At 68.8% G+C, this 21,423-nt stretch carries 30 protein-coding genes; 14 read left to right on the top strand and 16 right to left on the bottom strand.

Annotation, left to right across the window (positions count from 1 at the left end):
• Positions 1 to 8: 8 nt before the first annotated feature.
• From CGZ93_RS02435 to CGZ93_RS02420, 4 genes are read right to left on the bottom strand one after another with little or no spacing between them, the layout of a single operon-like run.
• Positions 9 to 554 (bottom strand): DedA family protein, encoded by a 546-nt coding sequence (locus tag CGZ93_RS02435; RefSeq protein ID WP_094362525.1) that lies wholly within the window; start codon positions 552 to 554, stop codon positions 9 to 11.
• A 33-nt stretch (positions 555 to 587) separates the two neighbouring features.
• Positions 588 to 1,112 carry an O-acetyl-ADP-ribose deacetylase gene (locus CGZ93_RS02430; RefSeq protein ID WP_094362524.1) on the bottom strand — a complete coding sequence of 175 codons (525 nt, stop codon included), beginning with the start codon at positions 1,110 to 1,112 and terminating at the stop codon, positions 588 to 590.
• Between the two features lie 58 nt (positions 1,113 to 1,170).
• Positions 1,171 to 2,604 carry a threonine synthase gene (gene thrC, locus CGZ93_RS02425; RefSeq protein ID WP_094362523.1) on the bottom strand — a complete coding sequence of 478 codons (1,434 nt, stop codon included), beginning with the start codon at positions 2,602 to 2,604 and terminating at the stop codon, positions 1,171 to 1,173.
• A gap of 45 nt (positions 2,605 to 2,649) precedes the next feature.
• Positions 2,650 to 3,096: an LGFP repeat-containing protein gene (locus CGZ93_RS02420; protein WP_094362522.1), complete on the bottom strand. Its 447-nt coding sequence runs from the start codon at positions 3,094 to 3,096 to the stop codon at positions 2,650 to 2,652.
• A gap of 412 nt (positions 3,097 to 3,508) precedes the next feature.
• On the opposite strand from CGZ93_RS02420, the gene CGZ93_RS02415 reads away from it, so the two are divergent.
• Positions 3,509 to 4,102, top strand: a complete 594-nt coding sequence (locus tag CGZ93_RS02415; protein WP_094362521.1) for a TetR/AcrR family transcriptional regulator — start codon at positions 3,509 to 3,511, stop codon at positions 4,100 to 4,102.
• Positions 4,103 to 4,208: 106 nt separating this feature from the next.
• Here CGZ93_RS02415 and dnaA read toward each other — a convergent pair whose 3' ends face one another.
• Positions 4,209 to 5,672, bottom strand: a complete 1,464-nt coding sequence (gene dnaA / locus CGZ93_RS02410) for a chromosomal replication initiator protein DnaA (protein WP_094362595.1) — start codon at positions 5,670 to 5,672, stop codon at positions 4,209 to 4,211.
• Positions 5,673 to 6,249: 577 nt separating this feature from the next.
• On the opposite strand from dnaA, the gene rpmH reads away from it, so the two are divergent.
• The 6 genes from rpmH (at position 6,250) to rsmG (ending at position 9,611) form a co-directional block, all read left to right on the top strand.
• On the top strand, positions 6,250 to 6,387 hold the full coding sequence (gene rpmH / locus CGZ93_RS02405; RefSeq protein ID WP_094362520.1) for a 50S ribosomal protein L34: 138 nt from the start codon (positions 6,250 to 6,252) through the stop codon (positions 6,385 to 6,387).
• A gap of 16 nt (positions 6,388 to 6,403) precedes the next feature.
• Entirely contained in the window at positions 6,404 to 6,781 is a 378-nt protein-coding gene (rnpA, locus tag CGZ93_RS02400; protein WP_267489705.1) for a ribonuclease P protein component, read from the top strand.
• The gene (gene yidD, locus CGZ93_RS02395) at positions 6,778 to 7,170 is read left to right on the top strand and encodes a membrane protein insertion efficiency factor YidD (protein WP_094362518.1); all 393 of its coding nucleotides are present in this window, start codon (positions 6,778 to 6,780) and stop codon (positions 7,168 to 7,170) included. Before rnpA ends, yidD begins: the two co-directional genes overlap by 4 nt.
• Before the next feature lie 17 nt (positions 7,171 to 7,187).
• Positions 7,188 to 8,207, top strand: a complete 1,020-nt coding sequence (gene yidC / locus CGZ93_RS02390; RefSeq protein WP_407643916.1) for a membrane protein insertase YidC — start codon at positions 7,188 to 7,190, stop codon at positions 8,205 to 8,207.
• A gap of 74 nt (positions 8,208 to 8,281) precedes the next feature.
• Positions 8,282 to 8,923 carry a Jag family protein gene (locus tag CGZ93_RS02385; RefSeq protein WP_407643914.1) on the top strand — a complete coding sequence of 214 codons (642 nt, stop codon included), beginning with the start codon at positions 8,282 to 8,284 and terminating at the stop codon, positions 8,921 to 8,923.
• A gap of 1 nt (position 8,924) precedes the next feature.
• Entirely contained in the window at positions 8,925 to 9,611 is a 687-nt protein-coding gene (gene rsmG, locus CGZ93_RS02380; RefSeq protein ID WP_094362515.1) for a 16S rRNA (guanine(527)-N(7))-methyltransferase RsmG, read from the top strand.
• 70 nt (positions 9,612 to 9,681) lie between these two features.
• Here rsmG and CGZ93_RS02375 read toward each other — a convergent pair whose 3' ends face one another.
• The gene (locus tag CGZ93_RS02375; RefSeq protein WP_094362514.1) at positions 9,682 to 10,287 is read right to left on the bottom strand and encodes a dihydrofolate reductase family protein; all 606 of its coding nucleotides are present in this window, start codon (positions 10,285 to 10,287) and stop codon (positions 9,682 to 9,684) included.
• A gap of 77 nt (positions 10,288 to 10,364) precedes the next feature.
• Between CGZ93_RS02375 and CGZ93_RS02370 the strand changes: the two genes are divergently transcribed.
• The 3 genes from CGZ93_RS02370 (at position 10,365) to CGZ93_RS02360 (ending at position 13,277) form a co-directional block, all read left to right on the top strand.
• Positions 10,365 to 10,931 carry a TetR/AcrR family transcriptional regulator gene (locus CGZ93_RS02370; RefSeq protein ID WP_094362513.1) on the top strand — a complete coding sequence of 189 codons (567 nt, stop codon included), beginning with the start codon at positions 10,365 to 10,367 and terminating at the stop codon, positions 10,929 to 10,931.
• A 619-nt stretch (positions 10,932 to 11,550) separates the two neighbouring features.
• Positions 11,551 to 12,321, top strand: a complete 771-nt coding sequence (locus CGZ93_RS19235) for a ParA family protein (RefSeq protein ID WP_229117139.1) — start codon at positions 11,551 to 11,553, stop codon at positions 12,319 to 12,321.
• Entirely contained in the window at positions 12,318 to 13,277 is a 960-nt protein-coding gene (locus CGZ93_RS02360) for a ParB/RepB/Spo0J family partition protein (RefSeq protein ID WP_229117138.1), read from the top strand. The genes CGZ93_RS19235 and CGZ93_RS02360 overlap by 4 nt, the downstream gene beginning before the upstream one ends.
• Positions 13,278 to 13,293: 16 nt before the next feature.
• On the opposite strand, the gene CGZ93_RS02355 is transcribed toward CGZ93_RS02360, so the two are convergent.
• Both CGZ93_RS02355 and CGZ93_RS02350 read right to left on the bottom strand, forming a co-directional pair.
• Positions 13,294 to 13,656, bottom strand: coding sequence for a DUF3817 domain-containing protein (locus CGZ93_RS02355; RefSeq protein WP_407643913.1), 363 nt, complete (start codon positions 13,654 to 13,656; stop codon positions 13,294 to 13,296).
• A gap of 88 nt (positions 13,657 to 13,744) precedes the next feature.
• A complete protein-coding gene (locus CGZ93_RS02350) occupies positions 13,745 to 14,617 on the bottom strand; it encodes an SURF1 family protein (protein ID WP_171196665.1) in 873 nt (290 codons plus the stop codon).
• 26 nt (positions 14,618 to 14,643) lie between these two features.
• Here CGZ93_RS02350 and CGZ93_RS18715 point away from each other — a divergent pair, with 26 nt between their 5' ends.
• Both CGZ93_RS18715 and CGZ93_RS02340 read left to right on the top strand, forming a co-directional pair.
• Positions 14,644 to 14,826 carry a hypothetical protein gene (locus CGZ93_RS18715; protein WP_094362510.1) on the top strand — a complete coding sequence of 61 codons (183 nt, stop codon included), beginning with the start codon at positions 14,644 to 14,646 and terminating at the stop codon, positions 14,824 to 14,826.
• On the top strand, positions 14,823 to 15,500 hold the full coding sequence (locus tag CGZ93_RS02340; protein WP_094362509.1) for a GNAT family N-acetyltransferase: 678 nt from the start codon (positions 14,823 to 14,825) through the stop codon (positions 15,498 to 15,500). Before CGZ93_RS18715 ends, CGZ93_RS02340 begins: the two co-directional genes overlap by 4 nt.
• Here the strand turns inward: CGZ93_RS02340 and CGZ93_RS02335 are convergent.
• The 4 genes from CGZ93_RS02335 to CGZ93_RS19700 all read right to left on the bottom strand — a co-directional run bounded on the left by CGZ93_RS02335 (position 15,464) and on the right by CGZ93_RS19700 (position 17,124).
• Positions 15,464 to 15,847 carry an HsmA family protein gene (locus tag CGZ93_RS02335; RefSeq protein ID WP_094362508.1) on the bottom strand — a complete coding sequence of 128 codons (384 nt, stop codon included), beginning with the start codon at positions 15,845 to 15,847 and terminating at the stop codon, positions 15,464 to 15,466. The two genes, CGZ93_RS02340 and CGZ93_RS02335, sit on opposite strands and share 37 nt — an antisense overlap.
• 86 nt (positions 15,848 to 15,933) lie before the next feature.
• Positions 15,934 to 16,353, bottom strand: a complete 420-nt coding sequence (locus CGZ93_RS02330; protein ID WP_094362507.1) for a VOC family protein — start codon at positions 16,351 to 16,353, stop codon at positions 15,934 to 15,936.
• A 160-nt stretch (positions 16,354 to 16,513) separates the two neighbouring features.
• Positions 16,514 to 16,750 carry an IclR family transcriptional regulator gene (locus tag CGZ93_RS02325; RefSeq protein ID WP_141211041.1) on the bottom strand — a complete coding sequence of 79 codons (237 nt, stop codon included), beginning with the start codon at positions 16,748 to 16,750 and terminating at the stop codon, positions 16,514 to 16,516.
• 245 nt (positions 16,751 to 16,995) lie between these two features.
• Positions 16,996 to 17,124 carry a hypothetical protein gene (locus CGZ93_RS19700; RefSeq protein ID WP_267489704.1) on the bottom strand — a complete coding sequence of 43 codons (129 nt, stop codon included), beginning with the start codon at positions 17,122 to 17,124 and terminating at the stop codon, positions 16,996 to 16,998.
• A gap of 226 nt (positions 17,125 to 17,350) precedes the next feature.
• Between CGZ93_RS19700 and CGZ93_RS02315 the strand changes: the two genes are divergently transcribed.
• Positions 17,351 to 17,824 (top strand): META domain-containing protein, encoded by a 474-nt coding sequence (locus tag CGZ93_RS02315; RefSeq protein WP_141211040.1) that lies wholly within the window; start codon positions 17,351 to 17,353, stop codon positions 17,822 to 17,824.
• On the opposite strand, the gene CGZ93_RS02310 is transcribed toward CGZ93_RS02315, so the two are convergent.
• Complete coding sequence (locus CGZ93_RS02310; RefSeq protein WP_094362504.1) at positions 17,806 to 18,375, bottom strand: GNAT family N-acetyltransferase; 570 nt, start codon at positions 18,373 to 18,375, stop codon at positions 17,806 to 17,808. The two genes, CGZ93_RS02315 and CGZ93_RS02310, sit on opposite strands and share 19 nt — an antisense overlap.
• Before the next feature lie 35 nt (positions 18,376 to 18,410).
• Between CGZ93_RS02310 and CGZ93_RS02305 the strand changes: the two genes are divergently transcribed.
• On the top strand, positions 18,411 to 19,328 hold the full coding sequence (locus CGZ93_RS02305) for a 2-dehydropantoate 2-reductase (RefSeq protein ID WP_094362592.1): 918 nt from the start codon (positions 18,411 to 18,413) through the stop codon (positions 19,326 to 19,328).
• Between the two features lie 3 nt (positions 19,329 to 19,331).
• On the opposite strand, the gene CGZ93_RS18710 is transcribed toward CGZ93_RS02305, so the two are convergent.
• From CGZ93_RS18710 to fahA, 3 genes are read right to left on the bottom strand one after another with little or no spacing between them, the layout of a single operon-like run.
• Positions 19,332 to 19,502, bottom strand: a complete 171-nt coding sequence (locus CGZ93_RS18710) for a hypothetical protein (RefSeq protein ID WP_176451601.1) — start codon at positions 19,500 to 19,502, stop codon at positions 19,332 to 19,334.
• Between the two features lie 8 nt (positions 19,503 to 19,510).
• Complete coding sequence (locus CGZ93_RS02300) at positions 19,511 to 20,134, bottom strand: flavin reductase family protein (protein ID WP_094362503.1); 624 nt, start codon at positions 20,132 to 20,134, stop codon at positions 19,511 to 19,513.
• Positions 20,131 to 21,306 (bottom strand): fumarylacetoacetase, encoded by a 1,176-nt coding sequence (gene fahA / locus CGZ93_RS02295; RefSeq protein ID WP_094362502.1) that lies wholly within the window; start codon positions 21,304 to 21,306, stop codon positions 20,131 to 20,133. The genes CGZ93_RS02300 and fahA overlap by 4 nt, the downstream gene beginning before the upstream one ends.
• Positions 21,307 to 21,423: the final 117 nt, after the last annotated feature.

Here is a 21,423-nt window from a genome sequence, read left to right as displayed (position 1 = left end):
AAGCGAACTCAGCGCGTCGGCGGGACCAGCGGATCCTCGGCGTCGGAGTCGGTCCGCACCGCCGGCTCCTCCGACTCGCACTTCGCCGGCCCCGATCGGCGGCGCCACAGCACGAACCCGGCGACGACGAGCGCCGCGACGAGCAGGGCGCCGATCAGCAACGGCGAGTGCAGGGCCAGCCCGATGGCGGCACTGATCACCGCCAGGCCCGCGGTGGCGTACAGGCACGCCCAGATCACCGAACCGACGATCACCGCCGGCAGATAACGCCGCAGCGGCATCCGCAGCGCGCCGGCGGCGGCGTTGACGGCGGTCTGGATGCCGATGGTGAGGAAGGAGAACGGGACCGCCAGTACGCCCCAGCGCGCGATCAGCGCCTCGGCGCGCTGTCGGGCCCGGGCGCGGCGCGGCGACGGGGCTCGGTTGCGGGTCAACCGGATCACCCCGGCGGCCGCACCGCGGCCGATCCAATAGGTGGCGTTGGCCCGCAGCATCACGATCACGAACAGCACCGCGATGCTCTCCGCCAGGGGCAGCTGCCGCACCCACTCCATCGTGATCGTCCCGTCTGTTAGGTGACCCTAACTTTAGGTCACCGGGGTTGGCTCGGACAAGGCGGTCTCGAAGGCGGCGTACGCCTTGTCGTCGAACAACCAGAACCGTGCCTCGGTGACCTCTGGGTGCACGGCCATGGCCTGGCGTACGCTGTCGATCGCGATCCGAGCAGCCTGGTCGAGCGGATAGCCGTAGACGCCGCAGCTCACTGCCGGGAACGCCACCCGGGCGCAGCCGTGCTCGGCCGCCAGCTCGATCGAGCGGCGATAGCAGGCGGCGAGCAGTTCCGGCTCGCCACGGCTTCCGCCGTGCCAGACCGGACCCACGGTGTGGATCACGTGCTCGACCGGGAGCCTGCCCGCCCTGGTGATCTTCGCGTCACCGGTCGCGCAGCCGCCGAGCGTGCGGCACTCGGCCAGCAGGTCCGGACCGGCCGCGCGATGGATCGCCCCGTCGACCCCGCCTCCGCCGAGCAGGCTCGAGTTGGCCGCGTTGACGATCGCGTCGGACTCGGCATCGGTCGTGATGTCTCCACGGTGCAAGGTGATCTCAGCCATACCTCGACCGTACGCCGCCCCGTCGAGGTGACTTCGACAGGCTCAGCCACCGACAGGCTCAGCCACCGGACAGGCGTTCGGTGATGAAGCGTTTCACGGCGTCGACGTCGTTGGGCAGGTCGACGACGTGTCGCGGCAGGTCCTCGATGCCGACGAACGCCTCGGGGCGATCGGGTTCACGGTCCACCGCCTCGCGGATCGTCGCGGCGAATTTCACCGGCAGCGCGGTCTCCAGGATCACCACCGACTCGTCGTCGCGAGCCAGCTCGTCGGCCACCTTCACCCCGTCAGCGGTGTGCGGGTCGATCAGCACCCGGTGCTCCCGCCAGGTCCGCTCGATGGTGGCCAGCCGATCCGCGTGCGTCGAGGACGCCGAGGCGAACCCGAACCGCCCGCCCAGCCCCGCGAACTCCGGCGTACCCGACAGGTCGAAGAACCCGTCGGTCACCAGCCGCTCGGCGAACAGCTCACGCACCCGGTCTGCGTCCCCGGCGAAGAGGTCGTGCACGAACCGCTCGAAGTTGGACGCCTTCGAGATGTCCATCGACGGGCTGGAGGTCTCGTGGGTCTCGGCGGCCGCGCGGACCCGATAGACCCCGGTGCGGAAGAACTCATCGAGCACGTTGTTCTCGTTGGTGGCCAGCAGCAGCCGGCCGATCGGCAGCCCCATCTGCCGCGCCACGTGACCCGCGCAGATGTTGCCGAAGTTGCCGGTCGGTACGCAGAAGGTGACCTTCTCGCTCTCACTCGACGTCACCCGCAGCCAGGCCACCACGTAGTAGGTCACCTGGGCGACCAGCCGCGCCCAGTTGATCGAGTTGACCGCGCCGATCCGGTGCCGGGCCTTGAACGCGGCGTCGGAGTTCACCGCCTTGACCAGGTCCTGGCAGTCATCGAACACCCCGTCGACGGCGAGGTTGTGGATGTTCGGCTCATCGAGGCTGAACATCTGCGCCTGCTGGAACGGGGTCATCCGCCCGCGCGGAGTGAGCATGAACACCGTCAGGTTGTCCCGGCCGCGCATCGCATATTCGGCCGCCGAGCCGGTGTCCCCGCTGGTTGCGCCGAGCACGGTCAGGTTCTCGCCGCGGCGTTCCAGCTCATACTCGAACAGCCGCCCGAGCAGCTGCATCGCCATGTCCTTGAACGCCGCCGTCGGCCCGTCGGACAGGTGCGCCAGCCAACGGTTCGCGCCCAGCTCGCTGACCGGGACGATGTCGGCGCTGGCGAAGTTGTCGGTGCTGTACGCCGCGGCGCAGATCCGCTGCAGCTCGGCCTCGGGGATGTCGTCGACGAACAGCCCCAGCACCTCGGCCGCCACGGCGGCGTACCCCTGCTCGGCGAGCAGCTTCCGCCAGCCGGGCAGCAATCCGGTGATGTCCGGATACTGCTCCGGCAGGTACAACCCGCCGTCCGGGGCCAGACCGGCGAGCAGGATGTCGCAGAACTGCAGGCCTTCGCCGGCCGGGGTCCGGGTGGAGTGATAGCGCACCCGCTCAGCCTAATGGCGTACGCCCCAGCAGGTTCACCAGCGGTTTCACCAGCGGACGTCCAGCACCCCGCCCTGGAAGGACTGCCAGCAGTGCCGCGGTTCGCAGATCTCCGGGCCGGTCGGATAGCCCCACCGGCCGCGTTCCCAGCCGCTGGCCGCCCAGGAATCGCGGATCAGCCCCCACACCGGGTACGCCCCAGAGGCCGGCGACCAGTAGACCAAGCCGCCCTGGAACAGCTGGAAGCACCCGCCGCCGACCAGACCACAGTTCTCATCGCTCACCGGATAACCCATCCGCCCGTTCTCGTAGCGCAGTTCCGCCCAGCGGCGATAGATCTCCCCCCAGACCGGGTGCGCGCCGGTGCTCGGGTTCCAGTAGACGTGCCCGCCGGCGGGCCAGCTGACCCGCGGCGTGGCCGGCGTCGGGGCGGCGTACGCCCGAGGCGCGACCCCCTGGACCAGGCCGATCAGCAGGGTGATGAGCAGCAGCAAGGCAGGAGAGCCTGGTACGCCGCATGGGTGACCTCTTTCCTGTGTGCTGGCTCACAGTAGCCAGAACCACGCAGGGGCTGGAAGGGGTATCCCCAACCTGGGCACCCACCTACTTGGAAGAAATGGATGACTTTGTAATTTCATCTTCGTCATAGGCCCTGTGGGTTCTGTGGATAACCCGCGTTCGGGCTCGTCAGCGGGCAGAACTTGCCCTTCCGCGGCTGTGCAGAACCTGAAATCACACGGGGAGGATCTGCGGATTGTCCGCCGGCGATCACCCGGTCCCCACAGCGAGCCGTCGACGCTGTGGAAAAGAGGGTGCAGCGGCCCACAGGTACTGTGGGATCGCTCGATCACCATCCACTGGTCAGTTTCTCCTGTCCTACTGGTCAGTTTCTGGCAGGATTGGTCCATGGCCGGGGAAACGGGAACCAAGGGCGGTCGCCGTCGCGAGCAGATCCTCGCGGCCGCGGTCGAGTTGTTCGGTGAAGTGGGATATCGGGGCACCTCGCTCCGCGACATCGCCCAGCGAGTGGGCATCACCCACCCCGGGCTGCTGTATCACTTCCACTCCAAGCAGGAACTGTTGAGCGCGGTCCTGGAGCGTCGGGACAACACCAACGACGATGTGTTCCACCTGAAGGAGCAGCCCAGCGCACGCGAACACGTGAAGCGGGTGCTCGAGCTCGCGGCGCACAACGCGACCATCCCGGGGATGGTCGAACTGTTCGCCACCCTCTCGGCCGAGTCGACCGATCCGGATCACCCGGCGCACGACTACTTCACCCAGCGCTATCGCAAGATCGTCGGGATCAACCAGCAGATCTTCGATGACCTGGCCCGCGATGGGGAGCTGCGCGAGGGGGTCGACCCGGCGCTCCTCGGTTCCTCGTTCACCGCGCTGATGGACGGGCTGCAGATCCAGTGGCTCTATGACCCCAGCAGCGTCAACATGGTCGAGGCGCTGCGGTGCTACTTCAACACCTACCTCAAGGACCCCGTCTGAGCTCCGGTAGCGATCCAGCGAATCCAATCGCTGCTGGTCGAACCCTGCAGGGATCGCTGACTGGCACCAGGGTTCGCTGGATGGCCGACTCGAGGCGCCCCAGCGCTCAGCGTCGGCGCTGCTTGATCCGGCTGGTGAGCTCGGTGACCTGGTTGTAGATGTGGCGCCGCTCGTTCATCAACTGGCGGATCTTGCGGTCGGCGTGCATCACCGTGGTGTGGTCGCGGCCGCCGAACTCCTGGCCGATCTTCGGCAGCGACATGTCGGTCAGTTCCCGGCACAGGTACATCGCGATCTGGCGGGCGGTCGCCAGGGCCGAGGTGCGAGAGGAACCGCACAGGTCGTCCACGCTGAAATCGAAGTACTGCGCCGTGTGCTGGATGATCTGCTGGGCGGTTATCTCGGCGTCCGCGCCCACGGGGATCAGGTCCTTCAGCACGTCCATCGCCAACTCCATCGTCACCGGGGTCCGGTTCAGCGACGCGAACGCGGTGATCCGGATCAGCGCCCCCTCCAGCTCGCGGATGTTGCTCTGGATCCGCGAGGCGACGAACTCCAGCACGTCCAGGCTGACGGTGAGCCGTTCCTGGGCGGCCTTCTTCTTCAGGATCGCGATCCGGGTCTCCAGGTCGGGGGCCTGCACGTCGGTGATCAGCCCCCACTCGAAACGACTGCGCAGTCGCGGCTCGAGCGCCTCGAGCAATTTGGGCGGGCGGTCGGAGGTCATCACGATCTGCTTCTGCGCGTTGTGCAGGGTGTTGAACGTGTGGAAGAACTCCTCCTGGGTCTGGATCTTCGCCTCCAGGAACTGGATGTCGTCGATCAGCAGCACGTCCACGTCGCGATAGCGCCGGCGGAACTCGGCGGTCCGGTTCTCCGAGATCGCGTTGATGAAGTCGTTGGTGAGCTCCTCGGTGGAGACGTAGCGCACCCGGACCCGGTCGTAGTAGTGGCGTACGTAGTGCCCCAGGGCGTGCAGCAGGTGGGTCTTCCCCAGCCCGGACTCGCCATAGATCATCAGCGGGTTGTACGACTTGCCGGGCGCCTCGGCGACGGCCACGGCGGCCGCGTGCGCGAACCGGTTCGAGGAGCCGATGACGAAGTTCTCGAACGAATACTTCGGGTTCAGCCGGGAGTCGATCGTGGTCGGGTGCGGAGTGGCGGCCCGACTGGGCGTACGCCGCTGCGGCTCGGTTGCGCTCGGCTCCGGATCGATTCTGGTCGGCGTCGGATCGACCGGCTGGGCGAGCTCGGGGTTGATGATGATCTCGAGTCGGCTGGCCCGCTGGAAGAACCGCGGCAGGGCGGCCTCCACGTTGGTCCGGAGCACCCGATCCTTGGTGAAGTCATCCGGTACCGCGACCATCAGCATCGGTTCGTGCACGCTCAGCGGGGTGGCCCGGCGCAGCCACACCCGGTGCTCCGGAGTGGCCTCGTGCAACAGGTCTGCCCAGGCGGCCTGGACCGGATCTCCGGAGGTGCGATCACCGGAACCGGCGTCGGCACCCGGGCTGTTGAGCGGTCGGCCGGTCAACTCGTCCACCGGGGTGCTGTCGAACTCGGCACCCATCCCGGCGCCGAACCCCGTGCCGCCGCCGAAGCTGGATTCGCCGTCGAGGGAGGGTCGCCGACCATCGATGGATCCGTGGTCGCGGAATCCCGACTCGTCGAACTCGCTCACAATCACCCCGGCGATCAATCGTGTTTCCGGTCGTCTCTCGATGGTCCGTTCCCCGACGGGGCGTCCCGGACCACTGCCTTCCACAGAGTTTTCCACAGTCTGTGGGTAGCCCAAAATGGGGTGCGTACCTGACGATCCGACCCGGCTGAGCCACACCCCTGCCGGGGTGGTGCCCAGTCGGAGTTTCGCAGCCGGGACGGACGGTCAGGTGCCGCAGTCCCGGAGCCCCGACGCTAAACCAAGCCAATCCATGATCGCAAGACACGACATCGCGCTCTCGGCGTGTCGAGTGGACGTCCGATTGGCCAACACTTCGGTTTGACCGGCTCTCGCGGACCACGTACCGTAGTGAGGTCGCCGGGTCGTCCGGCAACCCTGCTGGCTGCCTGAAAAGTCGCCCCACCGGACCGGTGCCGGGCGGTGGCCCGCCGGTGGGTCCGAGCCACAAGACAGTGGGAGACTTCCCGTGAGCAAGCGCACCTTCCAGCCGAGCAACCGGCGTCGCAGCCGCACCCATGGCTTCCGCCTGCGGATGCGGACCCGCGCCGGGCGTTCCATCCTGGCTTCTCGCCGCCGCAAGGGTCGCGCCAAGCTGGCCGGCTGAGCCGGCCGCGGCGACCGTGCTCCCTGCCGCGCATCGGATGAGATCAGCGCTGGACTTCCGGCGCACGATTCGTTCCGGCGTACGCTCCGGTCGGTCCACTTTGGTCGTGCACGCCCACCGCCCTGCCGGTGCCGGCGATTCCGCGACCAAGGTGGGCCTTGTCGTGTCCCGTGCCGTCGGCGGCTCGGTGGTGCGCAACCGGGTGAAGCGGCGGCTGCGGCACCTGGCGGTTCCGCTGGTGGCCGAGACGCCCGGGGGGACCAACGTGGTGATCCGAGCGCTGGCCCCCGCCGCAAGCGCGGACAGCCTGGCCGAGGACCTGGGCGGCGCCTGGCGGGGCTGCCTGCGCAAGCTGGCGGCGTACGCCCCCGAGGCGACGGGGCCGGCGCGGTGAAATGGCTGCTGGTCGGGTTCATCAAGCTCTGGCGGGCGGTGATCAGCCCGCTCTACGGCAACGTCTGCCGCTACCACCCCAGCTGCTCGGCCTACGGACTCGAATCGGTGCAGGTGCACGGGGCGCTGCGCGGCAGCTGGTTGACGATCAGCCGGATCGTGCGCTGCAACCCCTGGTCCGCGGGCGGTTACGACCCGGTCCCCGGTACGCCGGCCGCTGCCGAGTGGGAGCGCGAGCAGGCCGACGCCGAACGCTCCCGCCGCGAATTCGGGGACGCGTCCGGGTCGCCGACCCGGCGTACGCTCCACGACAGCGGCGACACTGGAACTGACGACGAACCCGCCGGGGCGCAACCGACCCGGCCCACCAACACTCGAGGTGCGAACTGATGGAGACCCTGCTCCCCCTGATCACCCCCCTGGCGGGGCTGATCCCGTTGGAGGCGTTCTGGGACACGCTGCTCTCACCCCTGCACTGGGCGGTCTCCGGCCTGCTGGTGCTCGCGCACTACCTGTTCGCCCCACTGTTCGGCACCGATTCCGGAATCACCTGGACCCTGTCGATCCTGCTGCTGACGATCGTCATCCGCACCGCGCTGATCCCGCTGTTCGTCCGCCAGATCCGCTCCTCGCGCAACATGCAGGTGCTGCAGCCCAAGGTCCGCGAGCTGCAGAAGAAATACGCCCACGACCGGGAGAAGCTCGGTCAGGAGACGATGAAGCTCTACAAGGACGAGGGTGTGAACCCGATGGCGTCCTGCTTCCCGATCCTGCTGCAGATGCCGATCTTCTTCGCCCTGTTCAACGTGCTCAACGGGGCGGCCCGCGGCAAGGCCGTCGGCCAGTTCCTGATCGACCGCCCCGAGCTGGTGCACTCGATGGCGGAGGCGAAGATCTTCGGCGTACGCATCGCCGACACCTTCCTGCCGCTGAACGGTTTCGGCCTGGTGCAGGTCGTGGCGCTGGTGCTGATCCTGGCGATGGTGGCGACCACCTTCATTTCGCAGCGCCAGCTGATGGCCAAGAACATGCCGCCGGAGGCGATGACCGGTCCGATGGCGCAGCAGCAGAAGATGATGCTGTACCTGTTCCCGGTGATCTTCGGTGTCGGTGGCGTCTCGTTCCCGATCGGCCTGCTGATCTACTGGACTGCCTCCAACGTGTGGACGATGGGTCAGCAGTTCTATGTGATCCGCAACTCCCCCACCCCGGGTACGCCGGCGTACGAGGCCTGGGAGGAGCGGATGACCGCCAAGGGCTATGACCCGGACACCCTGCGACCCGGTGCGAAACCGCGCAAGAAGGCGCCGCAGGCCGAGGACACCAGCGAGCCGAGCAACGCCGAGCTGGCCGGGGAGGCCAGCGATGAGCCGAGGATTCAGCGGCAGCAGCCGCGGCGCCAGACGCGCGCCAACCGTAAGAAATGACCTGGCCCAACCCCATCCCGGCCACCAACGGCCACCCACCGCGGTCTGCGGTGGTTTCCCCGAAGGAGTCACGCGTGAGCGACAACGAGAACACCCGGAACGCCGTCCTGAAGACCGACGCCGCCGAGTCGGTCGAGCAGACCGATCAGGCCGATTCGGGCGCACAGGCCGAGCAGGCCGAGCAGGCCGAGCAGGCCGAGCAGGCCGAGGCGCGCGATGGCGACGAGAACGTGGCGGAGAACGGCGAACGTCGGTCGAACAAGCAGGCGGTGCTCGACGAGGAGGGCGACATCGCCGCCGACTATCTCGAGGAGCTCCTCGACATCGCCGACCTGGACGGGGACATCGACACCTTCACCGAGGGCGGCCGGGCGCACGTGTCCATTGTCACCGAGGGCAACGTGCTGGTCGGCAAGGACGGCGAGGTGCTCGACGCGCTGCAGGAGCTGTGCCGGCTGTCGGTGATGACCGAGACCGGGCGGCGGAGCCGACTGATGCTGGATGTGGCCGGTCACCGGGACAAGCGGCGCCGCGAGCTGACCGAGCTGGCCAAGGAAGCGATCGAGGAGGTCCGCTCCTCCGGCGAGCAGGTCCGGATGACCCCGATGAACCCGTTCGAGCGCAAGATCGTGCACGACGTGGTCGCCGATGCCGGTCTGACCAGCGAGTCCGACGGCGAGGAGCCCAACCGGCGCGTCGTCGTGCTGCCGCGCTGAGATGACTCAGGGGTCGGAGCCGACGTCCGCGGCCGAACCCGGGAGCGACGCGGGGGTCGGGGCAGGCGCCGGGGCCGGGGATGAGCTGCGGGTCGCCCGCGAGGTGTTCGGGGACCGGTTCGAGCTGGCGGAACGCTATCGCGACCTGTTGGCTGCCGAAGGGATCGAGTGGGGGCTGATCGGCCCCCGCGAGGTGGATCGGCTCTGGTCCCGGCACATCCTCAACTCCGCCGCCCTGACCGAGGTGCTGCCGACCGGCGCGGAGGTGGCCGACATCGGCTCCGGGGCCGGCCTCCCGGGCATCCCGCTGGCGCTCGCCCGCCCCGACCTGGGCATCACCTTGGTCGAACCCTTGCAAAGAAGGGTCAATTTTCTCAATCTTGCTGTGGATAAGCTGGGGATAACCGACCGGGTCGGGGTTATCCGCGGCCGAGCCGAGGATTTCGGCGGGTCGTTTGACGTCGTCACCTGTCGTGCGGTAGGGCCGCTGGACCGGCTTCTGCGCTGGTGCGTCCCGCTGCTCTCCCCCACTGGGGCCCTGATCGCGCTCAAGGGAGCCTCGGCGGCCGACGAGGTCCGCGGTGTGGAAAAGGTTCTCAGGAAGCAGGGTCTGCGCGCCGAGCTACTGAGCGTCCGCGCCCACCCCGCCGCCGAGGCCACCACCGCCGTCCGAGTCACCCGATCCTGACCCCTCACGCTCCCCGAGTAGCGCAACCGGGCGGAGCCAGTCGAGGTGAGTTGACGATATGAGGGCCAGTTCATGGAGCGTGGGACCCTCCAGCGTGGGGACCCGCCGGCCGTTCGCTCACCAGCGTGACCAGATCGACCCGCTCGCCCAGCCGTTGCCGGGCAGTCTCCCGCACCCCGACGCGCGCGTTCACCCCGGCCAGCAGCGGCGTACCCGAACCGAGCAGCACCGGGTTGACCTTCAGGTGGAACTCATCGATCTCGTCCACCAGCTGACCGGCCAGGTCCCCGCCTCCACACAGCCAGAGATTCTTCCCCGGTTGGGATTTCAGCTCCCTGACCAGGCCGACCGGGTCGGTTGTGGTGCGGAGCGTGGGGTCATTGGGCAGGTCCGTTCGATGGGTGACGACGTATTGCCTCAGGTGCGGATAGGCACTGGTGAGCCCGGCGTCCAGGGCCGGCCGATGGGTCCGGGCACCCATGATCACGGTGTCGAAGTGCCGCGGCGGCGCGGTCACTCCAAGAGCCTCCCGCGCCTGGACCGGGCAGGTTTCGGGATATTCGGTGAACAGGTCGGCCAACAGTTCCGGCGACGAGTCGAACGACGACCACTCTCCGGCCGCATCGGCGATGTAGCCGTCCAGGCTGACGGCGATCAGATAGATCAACGAGCGCACGAGATTCTCCCCTGACTACGACTTGTGTCATAGTCAGGTGTACTACAGTTGTACCGGTTCGGGAAGGGGGATTGTCAATGGCGGCGAATCCGCGACGGCGAGCGGAGCTGGTCGACGCCACGTTGTCCTGCCTCGGACAGGGTGGTGCCAGAGCGCTCACGCACCGGGCGGTGGACCGGTGGGCCGGCGTACCCCTGGGCACCACGAGCAACTACTTCGCCACCCGGGGCGACCTGGTGCTGGCGGCGGCCGAGGGCATCTTCGCTCGGCTGGTTCCGGATCCTGATCGGGTGCAGGGAGTGCTCGATTCGCAGCAGGGGGTGGCGGCCGTCGAGGAGTTCGTGCTCGACGTGGTGCGGCGGCTCACCGCCTCGCGCACGCTGACCCTGGCGCTCTACGAGTTGCGGCTGGAAGCGGCGCGTACGCCTGAGGTCGCCGCCGCGCTGAACCCGTTCCTCGCCCGCGGCCGCGAGGCAGACGCGAAGTTTCACCAGTCCGCCGGACTGCCCGGTGGGGCGTACGAGGTGCAGCTGCTGCACCATGCAATCAACGGGCTCGTCCTCGAGCTGCTGGTCCGCGGGGATTCTCTGGGCGATGTGGAGTCGGTCGTGCGCGACCTGGTACGCCGACTCCTGCGGGCTTAGCGACCACGGGTCCGTGCGGTAGTCTGAGGCGGCCGTCCGGCGCCGCCGGGCCGAGTAGCCGCAGCCAAGGAGAGTGATGAGTCCGTCCACGTCCGATGCGCTCGGTTGGCCGACTCGACTTCAGGAGTACGCCGGGCTCGGCTGGCCCGGCCCGATCCGAAACGACCCGCCGTCCACCCTCGCGGAACCGGACCTGGAAACGTCGGCTGCGCCCGCGGAGGACGCCGGTGCCGGCCTCCAGGACGCCGAGGTCAACGAAGGTTTTCTGGGCGAACCCGGCCTGGAGCACCAGCACCGCAGCGCCCCGGTGACTGACCTTGACACGGTGACTCCGGAGGGACTGATCGAAGATTCGGCCACCCCAAAAGGCCCCCTTTCGGAGCCCGAGCCGCAGGACGCGGAACTCACGGCTCAGGCTGGCTCGGCCCTTCAGGACGCCGAAGTGGAAGAGAGCCACCTTACCGAGCGGGCCGTTTCACGTGAAACATTGCCCGACCGGGTGTTGGGGGCGACCATTGACCCCGAGGAACTGGGGCCGCGCGGCGCGGATGAGGATGAGGAGCCCGGCGGACGGGCTGTTTCACGTAAAACATTGCCCCGCCCACGGCAACCACGAGTCATGGTGATCGCCAACCAGAAGGGCGGCGTCGGCAAGACCACCACCGCGGTGAACCTGGCCACCGCCCTCGCCCTCGGTGACCAGCGGGTGCTGGTCGTGGATCTGGATCCGCAGGGGAACGCCTCCACCGCCCTGGGGATCGAGCACGGGCCGGGGACGGCGGGGACCTACGAGGTGCTGATCGCGGGGCAACCGCTCGGGGACCATGTCCGACAGTCCCCGGAGGCCGAGAACCTCTGGGTGTTGCCAGCCACCGTCGACCTGGCGGCGGCCGAGATCGAGCTGGTGTCCATGGTCGCTCGCGAGTCACGCCTGTCCCGCGCGATCCGGCGGCACCTCAGGGAGACGGACGTCGACTACGTCTTCCTAGACTGTCCCCCGTCACTCGGCCTCCTCACGCTGAACGCGCTCGTCGCAGCGGAGGAGATTCTCATCCCGATCCAGTGCGAGTACTACGCGCTGGAAGGAGTCTCGCAACTCCTCAACACGATCGACCTGGTTAAGGGCGAGTTGAACGACGAGCTGCGCGTCAGCACCGTGCTGCTCACCATGTTCGACCCGCGCACCCGGCTGGCGGCCCAGGTGGTCGACGAGGTCCGGGCTCACTTCCCCAGCCAGACCCTCGAGTCGGTCATCCCGCGCTCGGTCAGGATCTCCGAGGCGCCCAGCTACGGACAGACAGTGCTCACCTATCAGCCCGAATCCACCGGCGCGATCTGCTATCGCCGGGCCGCCGCCGAGATCGCCCGCCGTGCGGGCACGAAGGAGTGACCGTGACCCAGCCACCACGCCGCAGCGGACTTGGCCGGGGGCTCGGCCAACTGATCCAGAACACCGACCCCGAGGCGCGAACCCACCGACCTGTCGACGGGGTGATCGACTCCCAGAAATCCTCCCGGCGGATGCCCGAGGGCGCCTGGTTCGCCGAGCTCCCGATCGGGGCGATCACGCCCAACCCGAAGCAGCCGCGGACCGAGTTCGACGAGGACGACCTGAACGAACTCGTGGAGTCGATCCGCGAGGTGGGTCTGCTGCAGCCGATCGTGGTCCGGCCCCTCGGCCGCCGGGGGGCCGAGGGTGAGGAGACCTATGAGTTGGTGATGGGCGAGCGCCGGTGGCGGGCCAGCCAGGCCGCCGGCCGCGACACCATCCCCGCCATCGTGCGCCCGACCGAGGAGCACGACCTGCTCCGGGACGCGCTGATGGAGAACCTGCATCGGGCCAACCTGAACCCGCTCGAAGAGGCGAGCGCCTATCAGCAGCTCCTGGACGACTTCGGCTGCACCCAGGAGGAGTTGTCCGCGAAGATCAAGCGGTCTCGTCCCCAGATCTCGAACACGATCCGCCTGCTGCGGCTGCCGGCCTCGGTGCAGCGGCGGGTTGCGGCCGGCGTACTCAGCGCCGGTCACGCCCGGGCGCTGCTGTCGCTGGAGGATCAGTTGACTCAGGAACGGGTGGCTCAGCGAATCGTCGCCGAGGGACTCTCGGTCCGCGCCACCGAGGAACTCATCATCCTCGGTGAGACCGGCAGCGAGCCGCGCGCCCGGCGTACGCCGACCGAGAAACCGCAGCGCGCCATCGAGCTGACCGATCAGCTCTGTGACCGCTTCGACACCCGGGCGCGAGTGGACATGGGCAAGAACAAGGGCAAGATCGTCATCGAGTTCGCCTCCGCCGACGACCTGGAGCGGATCGTCGGTCTGCTCGGACTCGAACCCCGCGACTGACCGCGGAGGGTCGGGGTCAGGCGACCGGGGTGGACTGCCCCGCCGCCAGCTTCGCCCGCACGTCCCTGGTGGCCGATCGCTCGGCGACGAACGACAGGAACGGGATCGTGCCCGCCAGGGCGATCGCCAGCATCCGCTTCCAGGTCCACTTCACCCGGCGCCCGAGGTCGTAGGCGGTGACCAGCAGCAGCATGTACAGCCAGCCGTGACCGATCCCCAACACCATGTTGATCATGGAACCGAGCTTGTTCAGCGTGGGATCGGGGGACAGGTATTTCAGCGGCATGCCGATGCAGATCAGCACCACCAGCAGTACGCCCACGACGTACGCCATCACCCGGTAGCGGATCAGCGCACCCCGCACAGCACGATTGTCCACAGTCTCCCTCTCCATCACGACCGACGCACCAGCTGGTGCCCGGGGTCCGTACAACCTTTTCACGGCGGCCCGTCGCAGGCCGTCAATCTCACGCGTCTTCCCTTGTCAACCGCGTATCCGCGTCGGCGCTCGAGGACGGCGACGGGTCGCCGGCCGGGGTCGATGCGGGACGCTCATCCCCAGTGTCCGGCGTGTCGCCAACAGCGTTGTCCCCAGCCTTGTCCACATTACCCACAGCCATCAGCCCGGTCCCCCGCGCCGCGTCGCGGGAAAGTTTGACGGTGGCCGCGATGGCGGCGATCGCGAAGATCCACCACTGCAGGGCATACCCGCTGTTCCGCGCCTGCCCGGCGGAGCTCGGCACCGCCACCTCGGCAGGGGTGAGTCCCTGCGCCGTGGCGTCCGCGTCACCGAGGCTGACGAATCCGGGAATCAACTGTTCTGGCCAGGCCTGCGCCAGCCGTGGCAGTCGGACCGTGCCCAGCTGGCCGGGAGGCAGCTCGGTCTCCGGTTCGGCCTCGGTGGGGAGCAGCAGCCCGATCTGTTCGACCCGGCCACCGGGAGCGGGGGGCGGCTGATCGCCCTCGACCACTCCGCGGACGACCGGCAACACCGTGCCGTCGGCCAGCCGCAACGCGGTCAGCACCCGGAAGCGGCCCGGGTGGCCGGCCTCGGGAACCAGCACCTGCCGCTCGGGCAGATAGCTGCCGCGGGCCACCACCGGGCGGCCGTAACCGTCGCGGGGCAGCTGTCCGACCTGGACCACCGACTCGAGGGGGACCGCGGGCTGGGTCATCCGGGCGCGCATCGCGTCCTGACCCTGGTCCCGGAACGTCTGCATCTGCCACAGCCCGAGCCCGACCATCACCGCGGTGACCAGCAGGCCGACGACCCACACCAGCGCCTGCCGCCGACGCCTGGCGGGCGCGGAGGCTGCGGGGGTGTGGGTTGGGTGCTTCATGCTGCGGTCCATTCTACGATGGGGGCATGGAGGAGCAGTCTGGCTACCACGGCCCGTTCGCCCGGGTGATCGGCAACGAGGACCTGTTGCGGCCGACGCCGAGTCGGCTGGTCTGGCTGGGTGTCGGGCTGGCCGCTGCGGTGCTGCTCGGTTTCGTCGTCGGGCTCACCCAGCCCCGGCGTTCGCAGGCCCGACGGGACGCCCCGTGACCGAGCGCCCGCGATTTCGACCGATCATGGTCGAGCAGTTGCCCAGCCTGCCGCGGACCTGTTCGGGGTGCGCCCTGGGTGAAGGGGTACGCCCCGGGCTGGAGGCGGACGGCAACGCCGCGAAGTGGGCCCGCGCCGCCCAGCAGGAATGGGGTCTGTGCGGGATCAGCGCCCAGGTCGGTGCCGAGCTGGCCGGGTATCTGCTGTTCTGCCCGCCCCTGCACGTGCCACGCAGCGGTCCGCAGGGCGGTGGACCGCACGGTGCGGATGCGGCCGCCATGCTGTCGATCCGGGTCCAGCCGGAGTGCGCCGGCGTCGGGATCGGTCGGCAACTCATCCAGGCCACCGCCGCGCGCGCGGTCCGGATGGGGCTGGCCGCGCTGGAAGTGCGCGCGACCCGGGTCGGACCCTCCTGTGCCCTGCCGCCGGTGGGCTTTCTCACCGCGACCGGTTTCGAGATCACGGTTGCGCACCCGGTGCATCCGCGGCTGCGCCTCGACCTGGCGCGTACCGTCCGCTGGCGTCCGGGGTTGTTGAACTCCGCGCTCGGCCGGCTGGGGGACTGGGTACGCCCGCTCCCCCCGGAACCGGCCAGCCGGGTGGAACCCGCCGCACCGACGAGGTGGACCGATGCCCATCAGTTGATCATGGAACCGGCCATCCCGGTGAAGTAGGGGATCAGCCAGATCCCCCACACCACCACCGACAGCCGATGGAAGCGTGCCCGCTCACTGGCCCGGTCACGCAGCAGCACGACGACGGCCCAGGCCAGGTGCCCCACCATCAGCAACAGCGCCACGCCACCGGTGATCATCATGATCCGAGTGAGCAGTCCGGGCGTGCCGGTGGACAGATCGGCCAGCCCACTCATCAGCGCGGTTCCGGCCGCATCGCAGGCGAGCCCGGCCGCAAACGCCCCGACGTGCCAGCGCCGCAGGGTACCGGCGCGGTGCTCGGCCCAGACACCGGTGGTGTAGAAGATCAGGGCGGCGGTGATCAGGACGATGGCGGCAATCAGCACGCCTCCACCCTGCGCTGCCGACACGGCCCCGCGGATCACCCAAACGGTTGATTCCTCCTACGTCGGCTGAGCCCGTCGAAGCAGCCTCACACCGCGAACAACTGCCCGAGATCCGCGAACGCCTTGAACTCCAGGTTGTTGCCCGACGGGTCGCGGAGGAACATCGTCCACTGCTCCCCGGGCTGGCCCTCGAACCGCACATACGGCTCGATCACGAATTCGATCCCCGCCTCGCGGATCTTCTCCGCCAGGGCGTGGAAATCGGCGATCGGCAGCACCAGTCCGAAGTGCGGCACCGGCACGTCGTGGCCGTCCACCGGGTTGGTCGGCGCCGACACGATCGGGGCCTCCACCTGATGGGTGACCAGTTGGTGCCCGTGCAGATTCCAGTCGGTCCAGCGCTCGGCCGACCGCCCCCGGGGGAGACCGAGCACCGCGCCATAGAAGTCACGCGCCAGATCGATGTCGTGGACCGGGATCGCCAGGTGCATCGGGGGCAGGGACATCGCTACTCCTTCGTCGGGTCGGTTCTGCGAGACGCTACTCCACCAACAGGCGCCGCCCTAGAACGACCGGCGCAGCTCTGCCGAGGCCGCGCGTACCGGCCCCACCGCCGAGTCCGCATCCAGACCGTCCAGCGCAACCACACCGACGCAGCACTCCATGTCATTGCCAGGCGGGAGGCGTACGCCGGCGGGCGATCCCGACCGCACCCTGCTCCAGCTCATCCCGGGTGATCGCAAACCCCTGATCCCTGGCCCGCCGCACCGACTCCGGGTCGTCCGGCTGCTCCGGCCGCACGGCGAGGATGGCCAGTCCGGACGCACGGTGGGTGAGCGGGTGTCGCGACCCCACCTGGTAACCGATGCGCAGGATCGCCCGCGGCGGCTCGTGGGTGGCCACCCTGTCCGCGCTGGCCACAATGGGTCTCGGCTTCGTCGCCCGGCCGTTGGGCGGGCTCGTCTTCGGTCCTGGGTGACAGGTTCGGCCGTCAGCCGATGCTGGTGGTCACCTTCCTGATGTTGGGCGCCGCCACCGCGGCCATCGGTTTCCTGCCCACACTGGGATCGGCGGGGATCCTCGCCACCGTGCTGCTGGTGGTGCTCCGGTTGATTTGGGATTACCGAGCTGTTCCCGACCGCCTACCGCTACGGCGGGTCGTCGCTGGTCTTCCAGGGTTCCTCGATCATCGCCGGTGCCCCGGCCCCGCTGATCGCGCTCTGGCTGTCCACCACCTGGGGTACGCCGGCAGTGGTCGCCCATCTGGCGATCACCATGATCGTCACCCTGATCGCGCTGATCACCGCCCGGGAGGCCGCCGGCCGTGACCTGCACCACAGCACGGGCGGCCCCTACGACAAGGAGGCCGCCGTCTGAACCTGTGGCAACGTTGGCTGAGTCTGTCGCAGCCTCCGTCCAACCCCTGGCTGAGCCTGTCGAAGCCACTTGTCGAACCTGTCGCCCGACGGAACCTCCCACCGGGCTCGTATCGTGGTCGGCAACATGAGGTACCCACTCCTGCTCGCCCTGTCCGCGATCCTGATTCTCACCGCCTGCGGGACCGGTGGGACTCCCGCCGCGCCCTCACCCTCCACACCGGGCCCGTCCACCCCGGCGGCCAACGATGCAGCGGCCCTTCGCGGCCCTTGGCGCGTGGTCGAGCAGGCCCCGGTACCACCGGTGGTCGGCAAGGCGCCCACGATCACGTTCGAGGAGGCCCGCCTCGGGGCCCGGCCCGGCTGCAACACGATGGGCGGCGGTTATCGTGTGGAGGGCACCAGGCTGGTCGTGGAACGGCTCATCTCCACCAAGATGGCCTGCTCCCAGGACCTGATGGACCAGGAACAGCTGGTCGCCGAACTGCTCGCCGCCGGTCCCCAGTGGTCGGTCTCCGGCGACCGGCTGACCCTCAGCGCCAGCGACCGGCGACTGGTCCTGGTGCGCAACCCCGGTACGCCTCAGCCCACCCAGTCCTGAGCCAGCACCCCGTACGCGCAACCGTCCAACCAACCCCGGGTGCGGTGCAGCGACTCCCGCACGAAATACCCCTCCAGCCGGAACCCGCACTTCTCCAGCACCCGCCGGCTGGCCAGGTTGTCGGCGAAGCACCCCGCCTCCATCCGGCGCAGCCCCAGGTCGGCGAAGCCGATCCGCAGCAACTCGCCGGTGAGCTCGGTGGCCAGCCCGCGGCCGGCGTACCCGTCGTCGATCACGTAACCGATCTCGGCCTGGCACCGTTGGGCGGCGGGCAGGTCGTCCTGCGCCCATCCGTTGGTGAGTTTGACCATCCCGTCCCCGATCACGTCGCCGTCCAGCTCGGCCACCAGCAGCAGCAACCGGTCGGTTTCCGACAACTGGCGCTGGACCCGGGTGCAAAAGTCGTCGAGTGAGGTGTGTGCGGTGGTGATCCACTCGTACACCGCCGGTCGGCTGCGATAGGCGTACACGGTGGGCAGGTCCGCCTCCGCCATCGCCCGCAGGGTGAGGCGGGCCGTCTGCCGGGGCCAGGTCAGGTCGGTGAGCTCCACCCCACGATCCTGACACGACTTCTAGCATGGTGGCCATGAGATTCGCGGTGGTGGGTGCGGGTGCGCTGGGCGGCTATTTCGGTGCGCTGCTGCAGCGGGCCGGGCATGAGGTCGGTTATCTCGTCCGCTCGGAGACGCTCGAGGTGCTGCGGCGAGACGGGCTGCGCGTGCACGGGGACACCGAACTGCACCTCCCCGAGGTCAGCTGCACCGACCAGGCCGACCAGATCGGCCCGGTCGACGCGGTGCTGCTGTGCGTGAAGGCCCACCACCTCGACGCGGTGCTGCCGCAGCTGCCCAGCCTCGTCGGCCCGCTGACCGCCGTGATCACCACCCAGAACGGGATCGACGCACCCAGGCGGGTGGCCGAGGTGGTCGGCGAGGGAGCCGTGCTCCCCGGGATCGTGCGCATCTTCGCCCAGCTGTCCGCCCGCGGGGTGGTCGACCACCGTGGCGGTCCCGGGTCGATCGCGTTCGGCGAGTGGACCAACCGGGTGACCGATCGCGTCATCGCCCTGCGCGAGGCGTTCCACGACGCCGGGGTGACCGTGGTCGAACCCACCGACATCTGGTCCGAGCTGTGGCAGAAATACCTGTTCTTCGCCGCCTTCGGCCTGCTCGGATCCCTGTCCGCACAGCCGATCGGGGTGATCCGCACCCGGCCCGGCCTGCGCGAACTGCTCTCCCGCGCGATCGCCGAAGTTGCCGCCGTCGGAAGCGCGGCCGGCGTCAGCCTGCCCGCCGACGCCGTACCCCGCTCGATGGCGTTCGCCGAGGTCCTCCCCGAGGGGTCCACCACCTCGCTGCAGCGGGATCTGCTGGCCGGCGTACCCAGTGAGCTCGAGTCGATCCTCGGTGCCCTGGTCCGGCTGGCCGCCGTCACCGGCGTACCCGTTCCGCTGCACGAGCTCGGCTATGAGACTCTCGCGGTCCGGGCCGCCAACCAGGACTGAGCCTCAGGGCGTACGCCCCACGAACGCCATCAACCGCTCGACCGGATCGGTCGAGTCGGTCGGGTGGGCGCGATGCTCGACCCCAACACCGAGAGCATCGAACCGCAGTTCGACGGCTGGTACGGCGACGAGGAGAAGATCGCCTCCTACCAGCACGAGTTGCGGGCCAGTCACCTGAGCGGTCAGCGCCCGGAATCGTCGTCGGAGAATGGAATTCTCTTCAGCTCGAAGGTGTCCGCGGGTCGTCCCCACTCGTCGCGTCCCAGCCGGGAGACCGGTCGCAGCCTCTCGTACGCTGGATGCGGCCGTTTGGCATCCGGGTCGAGAACCTCTTCGTCGATGGCGAAACAGAGCACCTCACCCATCACCACGAAGCAGTCGCCCACCTCGATCACCTGGTGCAGCCGACACTCGATCGCCACCGGTGAGGCCGCCACCCGCGGCGGCCGGACCAACCTCGACGACTCCTTGACCAACCCGACCTGCTCGAATTCGTCAAGCTCGGCAGGAAAATCCGTAGATGTGGCATTGGCCGCAACGGCCAGCTCCTCGCTGACCAGGTTGACCACGAACTCACCGGTCTCGCGCACGTTGCGCAGCGAGTCCTTCGCCCCCACCGAGGTGAACTGGACGATCGGCGGCCGCGCCGAGGAGACCGAGAAGAACGAATGCGGCGCCAGGTTGACCACCCCATCGGCCGCGACCGTCGACACCCAAGCGATTGGGCGCGGCACCACGGTCGCGGTGAGCAGCGGATAACCGGTCCGCGGATCCTCCTCGGCGAGGACGATCTCGCGGCGGCTCATGACTCGCACGGTGCCGGCTGGATCGTCCCGCGGACCTCACCGAAGCCGATCCGCGACCCGTTCGCACCCGGTGCGCTTGCCGTGATCGCGATCTCGTCACCATCAACCAGGAAGGTCCGCTCCTCACCGTTGACCGTGACCGGCTCCTCGCCACCCCAGGTCAGCTCGATGAACGCACCCCGCTGCTCCTTCTCGGGCCCGGAGATCGTGCCGGAGGCGTACAGATCGCCGGTCCGCGCGGATGCCCCGTTCACCGTCATGTGGGCCAACATCTGCGCGGGCGACCAGTACATCGTGCGATAGGGCGGACGGCTGACGACCTGCCCGTTCCACGCCACCTCGAGGGCGATGTCCAGCCCCCACGACTGCTCCTCGCGCAGATAGGGCAGCGGGGTCGGATCCTGCCCGGGCAGCTCGCAGCGCGCCGCGGTCAACGCCAGCAGCGGCACCACCCAGGCCGAGATCGAGGTGGCGAAACTCTTGCCCAGGTTGGGTCCCAGCGGCACGTATTCCCACGCCTGGATGTCGCGGGCCGACCAGTCGTTGACCAGCACGCAGCCGAACACGTGGCGTTCGAAGTCGGCGGTGGAGACCTGCTCACCGAGCCGGGAGCCGGTGCCCACCACGAACCCCAGCTCGGCCTCAATGTCCAGGCGTACGCTCGGCCCGAACGTCGGCTCGGAGGCGTCCGGCGCCTTGCGCTGGCCGCACGGGCGGCGCACGTCGGTGCCGGAGACGATCACCGTGCCGGAGCGGCCGTGATACCCGACCGGCAGGTGCTTCCAGTTGGGCAGCAGCGGCTCGGCGTCGGGCCGAAACAGCCGACCGAGGTTGCTGGCATGGTGCTCCGAGGCATAGAAGTCGACGTAGTCGGCCACCTCCATCGGCATGTGCAACCGCACCTCGGACAGCGGAAACCGTGCCTCCACGGGCAACGCGTCGTCGGCGATCCGTTGCTGCAGCTGCCGGCGCACCTCCACCCACGCCTCATAACCGCTGGCCATGAACGCGTTCAGCGAGGGCTGGTCGAACCGCGGATCCTCGAACAACCGGGCCAGGTCGATCACCTCCTCACCCAGGCGTACGCCGACCCGCGGATCCTGCCCCTCCACCGAGAACACACCGTAGGGCAGGTTGTCGGGTCCGAAGAGGGACGAATCGTCGGCAGGCATGGCACTCCTTCGTGGTGGTCGCTGTACGCCGATCCTAACGAGCCCGAGGTCGGGTCCCTGAGCCTGTCGAAGGGTCCCTGAGCCTGTCGAAAGGTCCCTGAGCCTGTCGAATAGGGT

It is taken from the genome of Enemella dayhoffiae, from assembly GCF_002250625.1.
Lineage (GTDB): Bacteria > Actinomycetota > Actinomycetes > Propionibacteriales > Propionibacteriaceae > Enemella > Enemella dayhoffiae.
Note: the sequence above shows the minus strand (reverse complement) of the source record. Positions and strands in the feature narration are given on the sequence as shown.

What these genes read in the sequence shown, in the direction of transcription:
- CGZ93_RS02435 (WP_094362525.1), bottom strand. Translation starts at nt 554, where the DNA reads ATGGAGTGGGTGCGGCAGCTGCCCCTGGCGGAGAGCATCGCGGTGCTG.
- CGZ93_RS02430 (WP_094362524.1), bottom strand. Translation starts at nt 1,112, where the DNA reads ATGGCTGAGATCACCTTGCACCGTGGAGACATCACGACCGATGCCGAG.
- CGZ93_RS02415 (WP_094362521.1), top strand. Translation starts at nt 3,509, where the DNA reads ATGGCCGGGGAAACGGGAACCAAGGGCGGTCGCCGTCGCGAGCAGATC.
- dnaA (WP_094362595.1), bottom strand. Translation starts at nt 5,672, where the DNA reads ATGGGTGCCGAGTTCGACAGCACCCCGGTGGACGAGTTGACCGGCCGA.
- rsmG (WP_094362515.1), top strand. Translation starts at nt 8,925, where the DNA reads ATGACTCAGGGGTCGGAGCCGACGTCCGCGGCCGAACCCGGGAGCGAC.
- CGZ93_RS02370 (WP_094362513.1), top strand. Translation starts at nt 10,365, where the DNA reads ATGGCGGCGAATCCGCGACGGCGAGCGGAGCTGGTCGACGCCACGTTG.
- CGZ93_RS19235 (WP_229117139.1), top strand. Translation starts at nt 11,551, where the DNA reads ATGGTGATCGCCAACCAGAAGGGCGGCGTCGGCAAGACCACCACCGCG.
- CGZ93_RS02350 (WP_171196665.1), bottom strand. Translation starts at nt 14,617, where the DNA reads ATGAAGCACCCAACCCACACCCCCGCAGCCTCCGCGCCCGCCAGGCGT.
- CGZ93_RS18715 (WP_094362510.1), top strand. Translation starts at nt 14,644, where the DNA reads ATGGAGGAGCAGTCTGGCTACCACGGCCCGTTCGCCCGGGTGATCGGC.
- CGZ93_RS02330 (WP_094362507.1), bottom strand. Translation starts at nt 16,353, where the DNA reads ATGTCCCTGCCCCCGATGCACCTGGCGATCCCGGTCCACGACATCGAT.
- CGZ93_RS19700 (WP_267489704.1), bottom strand. Translation starts at nt 17,124, where the DNA reads ATGGTGATCGCCAGATGGGCGACCACTGCCGGCGTACCCCAGGTGGTG.
- CGZ93_RS02315 (WP_141211040.1), top strand. Translation starts at nt 17,351, where the DNA reads ATGAGGTACCCACTCCTGCTCGCCCTGTCCGCGATCCTGATTCTCACC.
- CGZ93_RS02305 (WP_094362592.1), top strand. Translation starts at nt 18,411, where the DNA reads ATGAGATTCGCGGTGGTGGGTGCGGGTGCGCTGGGCGGCTATTTCGGT.
- CGZ93_RS02300 (WP_094362503.1), bottom strand. Translation starts at nt 20,134, where the DNA reads ATGAGCCGCCGCGAGATCGTCCTCGCCGAGGAGGATCCGCGGACCGGT.
- fahA (WP_094362502.1), bottom strand. Translation starts at nt 21,306, where the DNA reads ATGCCTGCCGACGATTCGTCCCTCTTCGGACCCGACAACCTGCCCTAC.